A 14318-nucleotide genomic window follows, 5' to 3' on the forward strand; every position below is an offset into this window, starting at 1 on the left:
ATAAACAGGGAACCATGGGTTCAATGTCATTAAGTTTAAGCTAACTTAATGACATTGACCTTGGGGTTGTCCCTGTTTTTTTCTTTCGCTTATACTGTACAAGAGAGAAGGAGGACGGAAGCGATGAAGCCGATATATATCGTTGATGCATTTGCAAGCGAGCCATTCCGTGGAAATCCGGCTGCGGTCTGCCTTTGCGAACAACCGGAGGATGAACGGTGGATGCAGCAGGTGGCGGCAGAAATGAATTTGTCCGAGACAGCATTTCTGGTTCCGATTGATGACGGCTATGACCTGCGTTGGTTCACGCCGGAGACGGAGGTTGATCTTTGCGGGCATGCAACGCTTGCGTCCGCTTATGCGTTGTGGCATACTAAGCGGCTTCAGCCAGAGGAAACGGCCCGTTTTGTGACGAAGAGCGGAGTGCTCACGGTTGCTTACAATTCAAACGACGACTGGATGACGATGGATTTTCCGGAGGAAGCGCCTCAACCAGTACATGCGCCGGAGGCCTTAATTCAAGGGCTGGGGCTTATTCCGAGATATACGGGCAAAAACCGCATGGATTATGTCGTTGAGGTTGACAGCGAGCAGACGGTACGAAGTTTGAAGCCGGACCAGCAGCAGCTTATGGCGGCAGGAGGCAGAGGTGTCATTGTGACGTCAAAAGCGGCTGCAGGTTCGCCGTATGATTTTGTCTCCCGTGCGTTTTATCCGAGTGCAGGTATTATGGAGGACCCGGTAACCGGTTCGGCTCATTGTGCGCTGGCGCCTTATTGGGCAAGGAGACTCCGCAAACAGGAGTTGACGGGCTATCAGGCTTCAAAACGCGGCGGTATCGTCAAGGTAGCTGTGAGCGGCAGCCGAGTCCTGTTAACCGGCCAAGCGAAGATGATTATGCAAGGAACGTTAGAAGTTTAGATTATTAGAAGCAAGGAGAGTTTGTCTGCAATGAATTATGACGTGATTTTATTTGATGCGGATGATACACTGTTCGACTATAAGAAGGCTGAGGACTTTGCGCTCACCAGTGTATTTGAGGAGTTTGGGATACAATCACCCGATACCGATTTTGTAGCCCTTTATAGGACCATCAATCAGGAGCTATGGAATGACTTCGAGAAGGGCGCGATATCGCTTGCTGATCTCCGAGTAAGAGCGGTTCAGCCGACTGTTCACAGGTACGGGCTTAACTATTGGCGCTGATGAGTTCAGCAGTAGGTATTTGGGTTACCTTGGGTCTGGTGGCTACTTACTTGATGGTGCAGTGGAGTTGGTGGAAGAGCTGAAGGAGAAACTCCGGCTGGCCATTATTACGAACGGTATTCGTGAAGTGCAGCTGTCCCGGTTTGCTAAGGCGGATATGGCCAAATATTTCGAGCATATTATCGTATCCGAGGATACAGGATTTCAGAAGCCTCATCTTGGCATATTTGAATACACCTTTAATAAGCTAGGGGTCACAGATCCAAGCAGAGTACTGATCGTTGGGGATTCGTTAACCTCTGATATTCAGGGCGGATTGAACAGCGGTATCGACACCTGCTGGTACAATCCGAATAACAAGCCGAATCATACCCTCATTAAGCCAAAATTTGAAATTAAAACATTATCCGAGGTGCTAACGCTGTTATGACGCATTCCTATTCGCATATTTTATTTGATTTGGACGGGACACTAACCGATCCGAAGCTTGGTATTACAAGTGCTATCCAATACGCGCTTAGTAAATTTAGCATTGAAATTGATAATCTAGACGTTCTTGATCCTTTCATCGGACCACCACTTGCGGGCTCGTTCAAGGAGTTTTATGGGTTTACGGATGATCAGTGCTCTCAAGCAATTACGTATTACCGAGAATATTTCGCTAAAAGAGGTATGTACGAGAATGTGCGCTACGAGGGAATCAAGGAGTTGCTTGCTGCCTTAAAGGAACTAGGGGCTAACTTGTTTGTTGCTACCTCGAAGCCAACCTTTTTCGCTGAGAAAATTATCTCGCATTTCGAGATGAGTGAGTACTTTGATTTTATTGGCGGGAGCAATTTGGATAATACCCGCGTTGATAAAGGGGAAGTAATCGAGCATGTTATGCAAACCTGCGGTATCGCATCAGAAGATGCCATTATGATCGGTGACCGCAAGCATGATATTATCGGAGCTAAGCGGCATGGCATGGATTCCATTGGAGTGGGCTATGGGTATGGCAGCGAAGAAGAATTGAGGCTTGCGGAACCGACATATTTGGCGGGAACAGTTGAAGAGCTGGGCAAGCTGCTTGCTGGATTGGTAAAAAATAATTGATTATTCTTCAAGAACTTCAAGGCGATCGCTGGTCGGTCGCCTGAAGAATACTGGTTCTTATGGCCCCTTTGATTCCCACTGGAAGCAACGCTAAGCAAATCCCCATTAAACCGCTGCAGGTTAGTTTTCATTCTCTTTAACCTCCCCTTATACGAACACAACTTCCTTCCATACGACATTAGTCTGAGTCATGAGCCTCAAATATGATCAGCACTTTGGACACGGTGAATAGCCCTGCTGTCCCCTCCACACCGTCCGCTAACGAACGCGGCTCGAGCGAAGATCTGAAGCAAGGCTCGCTAAACTTAAAACCAATGCGCATTCATGTCTGTCAGTTTTCCGGGGGGCCGAACCGCTTGATGGAGCGAATACGAGCGCGTTCGATTTCTACCTTACGATTGCGCTGCGGGCTGTTTGTCACCAATGTGGACAACAGCTTCTCCGCGGCTGCGGCCACCTCTTGAATGGCCTGCTGAAAAGCGACTTCATTAGCCTTGGATGGTTGATTGAAGCCCGACAGCTTCCGGACGAACTGCAAGGAAGCCGCCTGAATTTCGTCCGCCGTTGCGGGTGGATCGAAGTTGAATAACGTTTTAATATTTCTGCACATGACCGATCACCGTCCTCGTTATCTTTTGTTTGCCAAGACAGGAAATTCTAGTCTCATGCCGCCATCATATCACCGTTTCACAAGATTGGGAAAGAAGTACCAAAACATTCGGCTACGGGATAAGCAGCAGGACCTTTGCGGAAAACTAACGGCCTGAAGTCTGATTGACATAAAATATTATTTTAGTTCATAATAATTCGCACGCAAACTATTTATGGAGGAAGCTGCAGTGGAAGAACAGCGGATCGTGGATATTTTTCAAGCTCATCGCGAAATCAATCAAGTCTTTTTCCAAATCTTGTCCAAGGCGGCGAGCAAGCATAACTTGACTGCCCTTCAGCTTTTGGTGCTGCGCGTACTGCACGAAATTCCCGAAATCCGCTTGTCCGAGCTCGCCGAGAAGCTAAATGTGGGCAACAGCACGATGAGCGGCATCGTGGACCGGATGGTGAAGGCAGGTATCTTGGAGCGCAAACGAACGGAAGCGGATCGCAGGGCGATGACGATGAAGCTGACGGAGAAAGGCAAGGCGCTCTGGTGCGAAACGGATGCGACGCGCATGAATATGATGCGTCCGCTGCTGTCGATGACCGAACAAGATCACCGCGAGCTCAGCCGGCTCCAGAACGAAGTATTGCGTTTATTAAAACAATCCAAGGAGGAAGCTTAAGCCATGACAACAATGGTGTCCAATCACTTGCGCAAAGGGCCGATAATGGCCTCCTTGCTCATCGCTGCGTTCGTGGCGCTGCTGAGCCAAACCGTGCTTAACGTTGCGCTGCCGAAAATGATGGCAGATCTTAACGTCGACGAAAGCACGATCCAATGGCTGTCCAACGGCTACATGCTGGTGAACGGCGTGCTCGTCCCGATCAGTGCTTATCTGATCAACCGATTTACGACCCGGAAATTGTTCTTGGTCGCCTCGTCCCTATTTGCGATCGGTACAATCGTATGTGCCCTATCGGGCGACTTCAGCTCCTTGTTAGCCGGCCGTCTCGTTCAGGCATGCGGCGCCGGTATTCTGATGCCGCTGATGACTATCGTCACCTTGACCATCTTCCCCGTCGAAGAGCGCGGCAAAGCGATGGGATTGATGGGCGTTGCGATGATTTTCGCACCGGCCGTCGGACCGACGCTCTCCGGCTGGGTCGTCGAGCACTATGACTGGCATGTGCTGTTCTATATCGTATTACCGCTTGCGATTCTCGCCGTCGTATTTGGCGCCTTCTCAATGAAGGACGTCATCAAGACGTCCCGGCCGAATCTCGATATTTTGAGCGTCGTGCTGTCCACGCTCGGCTTCGGCGGTCTGTTGTACGGCTTCAGCGAAGCAGGTACGGAAGGCTGGGACTCCACCGAAGTTATCACTTGCCTGGCTGTCGGCGCCATTGCGCTCATTCTGTTTATCGTCCGTTCGATAGTCATGAAGGCTCCTCTGCTTGAGATGCGCGTCTTCAAGTATTGGATGTTCTCGCTTACTGCGTTGATCAACGCCATTATCACAATGGCAATGTTCTCCGGCATGATCCTATTGCCGATCTTCCTGCAGAATATCCGCGGCTTCACGCCGCTCGAATCCGGATTGCTGCTGCTGCCGGGAGCCATCCTGATGGGCATCATGTCGCCAATCACCGGTATGGTGTTCGATAAAATCGGCGCGCGCTGGCTGGCCGTCATCGGCCTTGCCATTACAGCCGTTACGACATACGAATTCAGCCATTTGGAAATCGATTCGTCGTACAATCACATGATGCTCTTCTATACGCTGCGGATGTTCGGCATGTCCATGCTGATGATGCCGATCCAGACCGCCGGACTTAACCAGCTGCCGCGCCGTCTGAATGCGCACGGTTCAGCCATGTCCCAGACGCTTCGGAACGTCTCCGGTGCGCTTGGCACCGCGATCCTCGTCACTATCATGACGAACAAAGCCGCGTCGCATGCGAAGGAGCTGATTATCGCCGGCAACATCGATCCGACCGATAAAGCGGCAATGGGCGGAATCACCGTACAATCGACAATTTATGGCATTAACCAATCGTTCGTCGTCGCTACGTGGTTAACAATCGCTGCGCTCGTACTTGCTTTCTTCATCCGTAAGGTTAAGCCTGCCGAGGACGCAATTCAGGTGGTGGATAAAGCTGCAGTAGTGGAGATGGAGGCGGCGCCTGCTGCGGAGCTGACCGTCAAAGAGAAAGAGGATCGTTCCGATCGGCAAAGTGCAGACGGCGAATTCCGCAACGCTATTCGCGGGTTCCTAGCGCCTGAACCGGTGAAGGATAACGACCAATTTAACGATCAGGAATACCGGAAGGCGATTCTTCGGTTGCAGGGGAAACCAGCTCAGGAAGACCATCAGGAAGAAATGAATGATAAGGCGTACCGGGAGTCGCTTAAGAAGCTCAGCAGACCGCTAAAAGAAAAAGAGTGAGGAATCGCGCTTGATTTTAGAGCTAAGAGAGGAGATTAATCGATGAAAATTTACATTGTTTACGATAGCGAAGCAGGCCACACGGAACAACTTGCCCGCTCCATTGCCAAGGGTGCTGAACGCGTTGAAGGAGCAGAGGTCATCATTAATCATGTCAATAAGGCGAGCGTCAAAGACCTCGAACAGATGGATGCGATCATATGGGGTTGTCCTGGACACTTCGGTACAATCAGTTCCGGAATGAAAGAATGGATCGACAAACTCGGCTATTTATGGGCCAACGGGAAGCTGGTCGATAAAGTCGGAGCCGTCTTCTGCACGACGGCAACCATTCACGGCGGGATTGAAGCTACTTTACTGAACCTGATTACGCCGATGCTGCACCAAGGGATGATGATCGTCGGTTTGCCGGCCAATATTCCCGAAAACGCGCTGTACGGCAGTTATTATGGAATAGGCGTCACATCACCCGTCGAGGATACCCATGACGCGCTGAGCCAATCGCTCTTCGCGAAGGGGCTGCTTCTGGGCGAAGCCCTTGGAACGCGCGTAGCTCATGTGGCGGGTACCTATGCGTTGGGCAAGAAAACGCAGGGGACAGTGTAAGCAAGCAACGCTGGCCGCATAACGAGTTAGCGTAGACCGCATGTATGGGAGCGAAGATGCCCCCGGAAATGGACGGAGTTGCGCGGGTTCAGTTTAAAGCGCAGGCACATGCAAGTAACTAAAAACAGGGTCTAGTCCCGGGCAGCAATTCATGCTGTACCTCAGGCTAGACCCTGTTTGGCTTTAAGTAGACAGTGCTTTTTTCTTGCTGGAGGGTAAGGAGCTGAATAAGGACACTTTGTTTTTGCCGGTTGTTTTCGAATGGTACATGGCTTCGTCGGCCAGCTTGATGAGCTGGATGATTTCGTGGCTGTCTTTGGAGGTGCTGACGCCAACGCTGACCGTTACGATCGTTTCTTTCTCGACGCGGCTTCGAATCGATTCGGCAACTCGCTCGGGTTTAACCCGTTCCATCGATATGCAGGCTAGAAGCTCTTCACCGCCATAACGGCCGGCGGCACCAATACCTGCTGATTCTTCCTTCATAATCTCTGCAACTTGCTTCAGAACACCGTCCGCTTTATGATGACCCTGGGTATCGTTAAGTTTCTTGAAGTTGTCGATATCGCAGAAGATAACGGCTAATCCTTTTTGTCTTCGCATCAGCTGTTCAGCCTTCGTTGTAAAATGACGCCGGTTATAAAGACCTGTTAAACCATCTGTTATTGAAGATTGGTAGGTCATCATCAGCCTTTCGATCACCCACTCAAACAGCAAGAGGAATAGCTGCATGAAATAGACGATAGGCAGGAAGTAGCTGAGCAGCACCAGCCAGTCTACGGAGCCGTGGAACACATAACCGTCTGCTATTCTCGACAGATCAAGAACAAAATAGGTAATAAGGCTGGCGGAAAATTTGCCGTTCATTTCGGCCCCTTTTGTGCCAAGCAGAACGAGGAAGGTTACAATTAAAGAATAGAAATCGAGCGCAAGAAACCGGTATTGTCCACCAGGCAGCACGGTTTCTGAAGAAGGCTCCATGAATAGGGACTGCCCTAAGGCGATAACGAATGTCAGGCCAATCAAAATAAGGAACGGCATAACTTTAATCTGTGCTCCACGATGAGTATATAATTTCATGAACACAAAGTTTATAATGATAAAAGAAACAATCTGCAATACAGTCGAGACGATATGAAGCCATGGAGGAAGCTCCTGCTCTGGATAAGCCAGCATAGCGAGTATCGCGTTCTGAATCATGAACAGCGGGATCGTAAGCGTAAGCAGCCGGTAAATTCGTTTGTTCCGGTAGCTGGTGTATAAACGTGTCGACATAAAAAGCATGAGTACCAGGATAATAATGACACATGCAGAAGAAATAATTTGGCCATTCGGGCCGGTCAGCCAGGTTAGAATTGTCATAATTGAGTATCACCATATCCCGTCGAGTGTTGCTTTACAGAAACATATGTTCTAATATATCATGATTTACAAGATGGTAAAAGCATGATGCAGAACCAATCTGCCTTTATAAAGCGTCATATCTAATAATTAATATCGGTTTTTGCCATGGTAAAATGAAAGATGATGTAAGTAAAAATGATCACTACTAGCCAATAAAAGGCCGGCAGTGTGATAATTTTTTGGTTAATGCTTATGAAGTAAAAAAATTTATGCTTACGAAGCAAGAATCATCAGAAGCGGCCTGCATACGGCCACTTGTGTGATAATTCTTTTTAGGAGGAAGGACATTGAATATACTACAGGCATTGTTTTTTCCGCCGGATCAACCGGGCGGCGTGTCCTCCATGGTGCCTTACATTCAAGAACGGTTTTTGAAACTGGGCTGGCAAATGGAATTATTCTCGCTTCCGAAGCGGGTTAGAGGCAAAGGACAAGAAGATTTTGTATTTGAAACTTTTGATATAACACCGTTCCTCGGCGATCCAATCGTCGATAAATATTTGCAGACGATGCGGGACTATATTTGGTGGACGAAGCTTCGCCTTAAAAAGTCTTATGATATTATTCATGCTCATCATCCCATCGCAGCGCTTGTCATGAAACAGCTGTATCCAGATACACCTGTTATGATGACGATTCACTCCAGCTTCGAGCGGGAGCTTGTCCTGAATGGGAAAATTAAAGAGAACAGCACAGCACATCGGTTCCTGACCTCGATCTATGGGGAGCTGGAAGCGAAGCTCGATCGGCTGCTGACCGTATCAGAATCCTTCCGTACTTATCTGTCTCCATATATGAAGGATACTTCTGTCATTAAAGTTATTCCGAACGGCTTTGACGAGAAGCGGTTCAAGCCGATTGCCCATGAGAATGCCGTACCGCAGTTTATTACAGTATGTCGTCTTGTGCCGGCGAAAGGGCTGGATATTCTGCTTCACGCTTGCGCGGAATTAAAGCGGCGCGGCCATCCGTTTGTTCTTCATATTATCGGGGACGGCCCGATTCGGGAAGAACTGGAGCAGCTTGCGGTACAGCTGGACCTATATGATGACATTATTTTTTACGGATATATGCTGCATCCTGAGGAGTTTATGCCGTTCTTTGACGTCTTTGTGCTGCCATCACGTGCGGAAGCCTTTGGTTCGGTATTCGCAGAAGCAGCTTTATGCTGGCTGGCATTGGTTGGTACAAATGTAGGCGGGATCGCCGAGCAAATCGACGACGGTGTGAACGGACTTCTAGTACCACCTGAAAATGCACCTGCACTGGCAGATGCGCTCGAGAAGCTTGTAACAGACCCAACTTACCGTTATAATCTTGCGCGTTCCGGCTGGGATAAAGCGAAGAAGGTCTATTCGCTCCAGCGTGTCATCTCGCAGATGAAGAAAGTTTATCTATCGTTGAAACCGGAGGAATAAGGGTGACGGTTCCTTTTCGATTTATACACGCAGCAGACCTGCATCTGGATAGTCCTTTTCGCGGGATGAGCAAGGTTCCAAATGAACTGAAGGAGAAGCTGATGGCTTCTACCTTCGGGGCATTACGCCGATTGACGGAGACGGCTATCCAGGAGCAGGTAGATTTTATCGTGCTTTCTGGCGATTTGTACGATGAGGCAGACCGCTCGCTTAAGGCGCAGCTGCTTCTTTTGAAGGAATGGGAACGTCTGCAGAAGCATGGAATAGCCGTGTTTGTTATACACGGTAATCATGACCCGCTTAATGGTGCAAGAGCGGATCTTAAGCTTCCATCCAACGTAACGCAATTTGGTTCGGATCAAATGGAATATCGGCCGGCTTACTGCAGAAACGGTGAGCTGGCTGCTTTTGTTTACGGGATGTCCTATGCGCGGCGTCATGTAACTGAAAATTTGGCAGCAGGTTATTTTCCACAGGCGGATGCTCCATTCCATATCGCAATGCTGCACGGCAATGTGAATGGAGATGAGGCTCATGATCCATATGCGCCTTGTTCTCTGGAGGAGCTGATTGGTAAAGGCTTCGATTATTGGGCACTTGGCCATATACATACGAGGAAGGTACTCCATGAATACCCGCATGTTGTTTATCCCGGCAATATTCAGGGACGTAATCCAAGAGAAACGGGGCCAAGAGGCTGTTATATCGTTGAGGTATCAGCAGCTCGTGCTGTACAAATGACGTTTGTGCCGCTTGATGAGGTCCGATGGCTTGAGGCTGTCCTTTCCATTGCCGGACTGGATTCTGAGCAGGAGCTGTTGATCCGGCTCGAAGAAATGGCAGAGCAGCTTTCATTGGAAGGTAACGGACAAACGATTATGGCGTGTTTACAACTGAAGGGTCAGGGACCACTGCATCATAAACTAATTGAGCCGGTTATTATCCGCACTTTGCTTGAGCAGCTGCAGGATAGTCACTTCTCGCATGGAGTATGGATATATGCGATTGAAGCTGGAACAATGGCCAATATAGAACTATCTGTCCTTCAGGAGGAAGATAGCTTTACAGGTGAACTGTATCGATTAACGAAGCGATTAGAGGCAGACCGGGAAGCGTGGAACAAGGAGGCGGCAGCGGCCGTTGCTCCGCTGGCTGGTCATGCGAAGCTGGGCAGACTGCTGCGTGAGCAGTGGGACGAGCTGCCTGAACGCTGGCTGGAGCAAGCAAGGGAGCTGACGCTTGGGATGCTGGCGGCAGATGACAGAGAAAGGAGGAAGGAAGAGTGAGGCTGCTTGAGGCTCGAATTGACGGCTTTGGCCAGCTGCAGGGCCTGAACTGCCGGTTGGATGCGCCTTCTGTTGTATTATATGGGATGAATGAAGCCGGCAAAAGCACGTTGTTTGGGTTTATTCGGACGATCTTGTACGGTTTTGCAAGGCGAAATCAACCAGCAGAGCGGCAGGAACCTATTCATGGAGGCAATCATGGCGGGCAATTGGTGTTCCAGGATGACGATGGTTATACCTATATCGCTGAGCGGTATGCGAATGAGAATGCTGGCCGTCTGAAGCTTAGACGGATGAGCGACGATCAACTGACTGAAGAAAGCTGGCCAACACAAGAGGAATGGGAACGGCGTTTTTTAGGCGGAGCTAGTGAGAAAATGTTTCGTGAGCTGTACGCCATTACTTTAACCGAGCTGCAGGAAGTTGGGGCTTTGTCGCATGACGAGCTGGGACGATATTTGTATCATGCTGGCTGGGAGAATGGCAAAGCGATTATCGCTGCCGAGAAACGGCTGCAGCAGGAAATGGAACAGCTATTCAAACCACGGGGTACGAATCAGCAGATGAATAAGCAGCTGAAGACGCTGGAGCAAACGGAACAGGAGCTGCGAAAGCAAGCGGATGCGATTCAGCTTTACAATGAGTTAAGTGGTCAGCTTGAACAATTCGCGGTAGAACTTAGTCAGTTGGACGAGGAGCTGCCTCTTCAACAGTCGGCTGCGCAGTTGGCAGGAAAAGCTCATACCATTCGGCCAATCTGGCTGAAGAGTCTTGCGCTTAGCCGCGAACGGGAAGGGATTGCAGAGGCGAAGCGGATCTCAGCAGAAGCAGATCTGGAGTGGAATGAGCTGCAGAAGGAGCGAAGCAGCCGGAGCTATGAGCTTGAGCAGCTTGAACAACAGAAGCAACTGACGCAGCAAAAGCGTGAGACTATTCAGGTAGATCATGAGCTTCTAGCCCGAACAGAAGAAGTAGAATCGCTGCTGCTGGAGAGCGAGAGGATGCAGCTGCTGCGGGAGGAGAGAATTGGTCTTCACGCAGAGCTAGAAGCGGATGAGGAAGCGCTGGTCCGATTAATGCGCCGAATAGCTCCAAATTGGGGAGAACAAGAGCTCTTAGATTTGCAGCTTACGGTCTCGGACCGGGAGTATGTACGAGGGACAAAACAGCTTGAAGCAGAAGCAGGCCGAGGTGCAGAGCGGTTAACTGCTGATCTGCACTCGGCAACGCAGCAGGAGCGCGAAGCCGCACAGCTGCTGGCAGAAGCGGAAACGGAGCTTGCGCGTGCTGAAGCTGCAAGCAGTCGTGCAGCAATTGGCGGGGCAGCGTTCCTGCCGCAGACGAGCGAAGCGATGCGCGCGGCATGGAACAATTGCGATGCGGCGCTGCGCGAGTGGGAGATGGAGCGGCTGCAGGTATCAGCCGCTCCTGTTGAGACGGGCCGGGGCCAAGCCGGCCCGTTATGGATTGGCGCCGCGCTGGCAGGCGGCGCAGCAGTGGCTTTGGCCGCCGCCGAGCTAAGCGGCGGCGCTTTCCCTGGCTCAGCAGGCGCCGCTGCTGCGCTAGGCGCGCTTGCGCTCGCGCTGGCTGCGCTGGCGCGAGGCCGCGGCCGCCGCGCGGCTACTGCGCGCAGGCCGCGGCGCACTCGCGGCCTGGCGCCAGCGCCAGCCGCAGCGCTGCAGCCGCGCGAGCAGCGCGTGCGCGCGGCACTCGCGGCGCTCGTCAGCGCGCCCGCGGAAGCTGCCGCGGCGCTGCTGGCGGAGCCGCCGCACGCTGCTGGCGCCCGCGAGCAGCTGCGCGCCGCAGCCGAGGCGCGCGCGTCTGCGCTGCAGCGCAGCGAGCAGCTCGGCGCTGGCCGCCACGAGCTGGCGCGCCGGCATGCGCGGCTTCGCGCTGCCGCCGGCGAACGCCGCGAGGCAGCAGCCGCCGCGGCCGAAGAGCGTGCAGCCGCTGCCCGGCAATGGCGCGGCTGGCTGGATGCTCTGGCGCTGCCGGACATGTCGCCGGATGCAGCGCTCGAAGTATTCGAGCTCGCCGAGCAAGCTTTGCACCGGCTCCAGCAGCGGGACCGCCGCGCGGCGAAGAAAGCCGCCGCGGACAACCAGCTCGCCGCCTTCGAGGCGAGAGCGGCGGAGCTGTGCGCCGGCTTCCCTGACGCGGCGCAAAGACTGCCAGCCGAGCCGGCGCTTGGGCTGCGGCTCCTGCAGGCAGAGCTGCGCCGGCAAGCAGCGGCTCAGGAAGAAGCCGCTCAACTGGATGAGCGGCTTCAGACCATACATATCGCAATTGCTGCAGCACAAGACAAACAGCAGCAGCTCACTATTTCCATCCAGAAGCTCTACGAAGAGGCAGCATTTACGAATGAAACAGAATTTGCTGCTGTCTTAGCTTATCGGACGCGATTAGAAGCTGTCGATGCGGAGCTAGATAAGCTGCAAATCGAAATGACCGCCGGTTTGTCGAGACAGCGGATTGAGGAGCTTGAACAGCTTCTCGATGCCTATGACGGAGAAGAGCTTGAAAAGCTTCATTCGGAGCTTCAGCTTAAGGTACGGCAGATGGAGAAGAGCAAATCGGAATGGCTTGATCGACGGGGGAGAATGCGGCAGCAGCTGGAGGATTTACTTCAAGAGGACAAGCACCGGGAGCTGCTTGCGGTGAAGGAAATGACCATCGCTCAGCTTTCGCAGGATGCGGAGCGTTATGCCGTGCTTGCTATCAGCGCCTCGCTTATCCGGGCTACAAAAAGGATCTATGAGGAAGAACGGCAGCCTGCGCTGCTGAAGCTGTCGAGCAGCTTTGTCCGTCAACTGACTGAAGGAAGATATATCCGGGTTGTAACAACACCTGATTTGCCATCTATACGTCTTGAAACCTCGGATAATAAGCTGGTGGATTCGGTTATGCTCAGCCGAGGAACAGCGGAGTTAGTCTACTTAGCTATGCGTCTTGCGCTGGCTGTAGAAACAGCAACAGCAGCGAACATGCCGCTGCTGTTAGATGATTTATTTGTTAACTTCGACCGTCAGCGCCTGCATGCAGTTGCTGGTCTGCTATGCGAGCTTTCGGAGAGTAGACAGCTCATCCTGTTCACCTGTCATGAACATATCCGGGATGCACTGCAAAATCATATGCCACATGCTATGCTTGTTCAATTGCCTGGCGCTCGCCGGCAGTTAGTGAGCCATCTTGCGCCTGATCACCAGGAATAACCAGCCTAAGCTGATCAGGCCAAAGATCGGATAAAGCGTTGAGAGCAGTGGACCAAAGCCGATTTGGCTGGCCACGAAGCAGAAGGCGAGCACAATCATCGTCAGCACGGAACGAGACCATTTCAGACGTTCCTGCAGCTGTAGGGTTAAGCCGTAAATATCAGCTATGAGTGTAGTGAAAATTTCAGCAAAGATCAAAAAGATATAAATATACTGCACAACAGAGCCAAGTTGTTTGGCGATCCCGCCCATTGGAATGGCATACTGCTGAATGCCGGGCATATGGACAGATAATGCGATATGTCCGGCAAGCAGCATAAAGCCGATACCGATCCCGCCAACCCATGCGCCAAGTACAATCGTTTTACGGTCTTTAATTTCTGCTCCTAGCGGGACAAGCACCGCTTGTGACATCGAAAGGTTAAAGGCCGTATACAGAAATGGCGCAGCCCATGCTGCCCATATCGAGTGATCTGTGACTATCGTTGTAAATCTGTCGGATTCCGGTGTTTGGAACGTGTCGATCATAATAATAGCGGTGAACAGCAGCATGATGGGGACAACGATCGCATTCACCGTCAAGATTGCCTTCATACCCTTGCGCAATAGGAAGTAACATGCAGCAATCGTGATGAGTAATCCGGATTGATACGAGATATTCCAATTTTCATAAAAGATTGTGCCTGCACCAGCGAGCATGACGGCCGTTACACCAAGCAGGACGACCAGCATGAAATGACTAATCCATTTGCCATATCTGTCGCCAAACAATGCAATATTCAGGTCCTCATAGGATTTCGCCCCGATTTCGCTTGCAATAATCATCATTTTACCGCCAAGCCATATAAAGAGCGCCGTCGCGACAGCGATTGTAAGTGTACCCCAATAGCCGAAGCGGGTAAAAAACTGCAAGATCTCTTGTCCAGTCGCGAAACCGGCGCCCACAATTGTGCCCATATAAGTAGAAGCAATTTGCAGTACCTTACCTGTACGCTTTAACATGGCATGTCCTCCCGAAATAACCTTCTATAGTAAAGGTATGTCCGA

11 protein-coding genes and 1 pseudogene are annotated in these 14318 nt (G+C 51.3%); 9 read left to right on the plus strand and 3 right to left on the minus strand.

The window, feature by feature from the left end; genetic code table 11:
* Positions 1–123 precede the first annotated feature (123 nt).
* The 3 genes and pseudogenes from FHS17_RS07355 (at position 124) to FHS17_RS07365 (ending at position 2301) form a co-directional block, all read left to right on the plus strand.
* A complete protein-coding gene (locus FHS17_RS07355) occupies positions 124–921 on the plus strand; it encodes a PhzF family phenazine biosynthesis protein (protein WP_167277413.1) in 798 nt (265 codons plus the stop codon).
* A 30-nt stretch (positions 922–951) separates the two neighbouring features.
* A pseudogene (locus FHS17_RS31205) lies at positions 952–1636 on the plus strand (YjjG family noncanonical pyrimidine nucleotidase).
* Entirely contained in the window at positions 1633–2301 is a 669-nt protein-coding gene (locus FHS17_RS07365) for an HAD family hydrolase (protein ID WP_167277414.1), read from the plus strand. Before FHS17_RS31205 ends, FHS17_RS07365 begins: the two are co-directional and overlap by 4 nt.
* Positions 2302–2632: 331 nt before the next feature.
* Here FHS17_RS07365 and FHS17_RS07370 read toward each other — a convergent pair whose 3' ends face one another.
* Complete coding sequence (locus FHS17_RS07370; RefSeq protein ID WP_167277416.1) at positions 2633–2911, minus strand: DUF2277 domain-containing protein; 279 nt, start codon at positions 2909–2911, stop codon at positions 2633–2635.
* A gap of 229 nt (positions 2912–3140) precedes the next feature.
* Between FHS17_RS07370 and FHS17_RS07375 the strand changes: the two genes are divergently transcribed.
* Genes FHS17_RS07375 through FHS17_RS07385 form a run of 3 tightly spaced genes read left to right on the plus strand, consistent with a single transcriptional unit; the run spans position 3141 to position 5951 of the window.
* On the plus strand, positions 3141–3581 hold the full coding sequence (locus FHS17_RS07375) for a MarR family transcriptional regulator (protein ID WP_167277418.1): 441 nt from the start codon (positions 3141–3143) through the stop codon (positions 3579–3581).
* 3 nt (positions 3582–3584) lie between these two features.
* The gene (locus FHS17_RS07380; RefSeq protein ID WP_167277420.1) at positions 3585–5345 is read left to right on the plus strand and encodes a DHA2 family efflux MFS transporter permease subunit; all 1761 of its coding nucleotides are present in this window, start codon (positions 3585–3587) and stop codon (positions 5343–5345) included.
* 42 nt (positions 5346–5387) lie between these two features.
* Positions 5388–5951, plus strand: coding sequence for an NAD(P)H-dependent oxidoreductase (locus tag FHS17_RS07385; RefSeq protein ID WP_167277422.1), 564 nt, complete (start codon positions 5388–5390; stop codon positions 5949–5951).
* A gap of 183 nt (positions 5952–6134) precedes the next feature.
* On the opposite strand, the gene FHS17_RS07390 is transcribed toward FHS17_RS07385, so the two are convergent.
* Entirely contained in the window at positions 6135–7313 is a 1179-nt protein-coding gene (locus FHS17_RS07390) for a GGDEF domain-containing protein (RefSeq protein WP_167277424.1), read from the minus strand.
* A gap of 329 nt (positions 7314–7642) precedes the next feature.
* Between FHS17_RS07390 and FHS17_RS07395 the strand changes: the two genes are divergently transcribed.
* From FHS17_RS07395 to FHS17_RS07405, 3 genes are read left to right on the plus strand one after another with little or no spacing between them, the layout of a single operon-like run.
* The gene (locus tag FHS17_RS07395) at positions 7643–8773 is read left to right on the plus strand and encodes a glycosyltransferase family 4 protein (protein WP_167277426.1); all 1131 of its coding nucleotides are present in this window, start codon (positions 7643–7645) and stop codon (positions 8771–8773) included.
* A 2-nt stretch (positions 8774–8775) separates the two neighbouring features.
* Positions 8776–10059 (plus strand): metallophosphoesterase, encoded by a 1284-nt coding sequence (locus FHS17_RS07400; RefSeq protein ID WP_167277428.1) that lies wholly within the window; start codon positions 8776–8778, stop codon positions 10057–10059.
* Positions 10056–13271: an AAA family ATPase gene (locus FHS17_RS07405; protein ID WP_167277430.1), complete on the plus strand. Its 3216-nt coding sequence runs from the start codon at positions 10056–10058 to the stop codon at positions 13269–13271. Before FHS17_RS07400 ends, FHS17_RS07405 begins: the two co-directional genes overlap by 4 nt.
* Here FHS17_RS07405 and FHS17_RS07410 read toward each other — a convergent pair.
* Entirely contained in the window at positions 13236–14273 is a 1038-nt protein-coding gene (locus FHS17_RS07410) for a YkvI family membrane protein (RefSeq protein ID WP_167277432.1), read from the minus strand. The two genes, FHS17_RS07405 and FHS17_RS07410, sit on opposite strands and share 36 nt — an antisense overlap.
* Positions 14274–14318 lie beyond the last annotated feature (45 nt).

It is taken from the genome of Paenibacillus lupini (assembly GCF_011761355.1).
GTDB classification, from domain to species: Bacteria; Bacillota; Bacilli; order Paenibacillales; family Paenibacillaceae; genus Pristimantibacillus; species Pristimantibacillus lupini.

Excerpts from the sequence above, each read along its gene's own strand:
- FHS17_RS07380 (WP_167277420.1), top strand. The coding sequence starts at position 3,585 with ATGACAACAATGGTGTCCAATCACTTGCGCAAAGGGCCGATAATGGCC.
- FHS17_RS07385 (WP_167277422.1), top strand. The coding sequence starts at position 5,388 with ATGAAAATTTACATTGTTTACGATAGCGAAGCAGGCCACACGGAACAA.
- FHS17_RS07365 (WP_167277414.1), top strand. The coding sequence starts at position 1,633 with ATGACGCATTCCTATTCGCATATTTTATTTGATTTGGACGGGACACTA.
- FHS17_RS07390 (WP_167277424.1), bottom strand. The coding sequence starts at position 7,313 with ATGACAATTCTAACCTGGCTGACCGGCCCGAATGGCCAAATTATTTCT.
- FHS17_RS07370 (WP_167277416.1), bottom strand. The coding sequence starts at position 2,911 with ATGTGCAGAAATATTAAAACGTTATTCAACTTCGATCCACCCGCAACG.
- FHS17_RS07355 (WP_167277413.1), top strand. The coding sequence starts at position 124 with ATGAAGCCGATATATATCGTTGATGCATTTGCAAGCGAGCCATTCCGT.
- FHS17_RS07410 (WP_167277432.1), bottom strand. The coding sequence starts at position 14,273 with ATGTTAAAGCGTACAGGTAAGGTACTGCAAATTGCTTCTACTTATATG.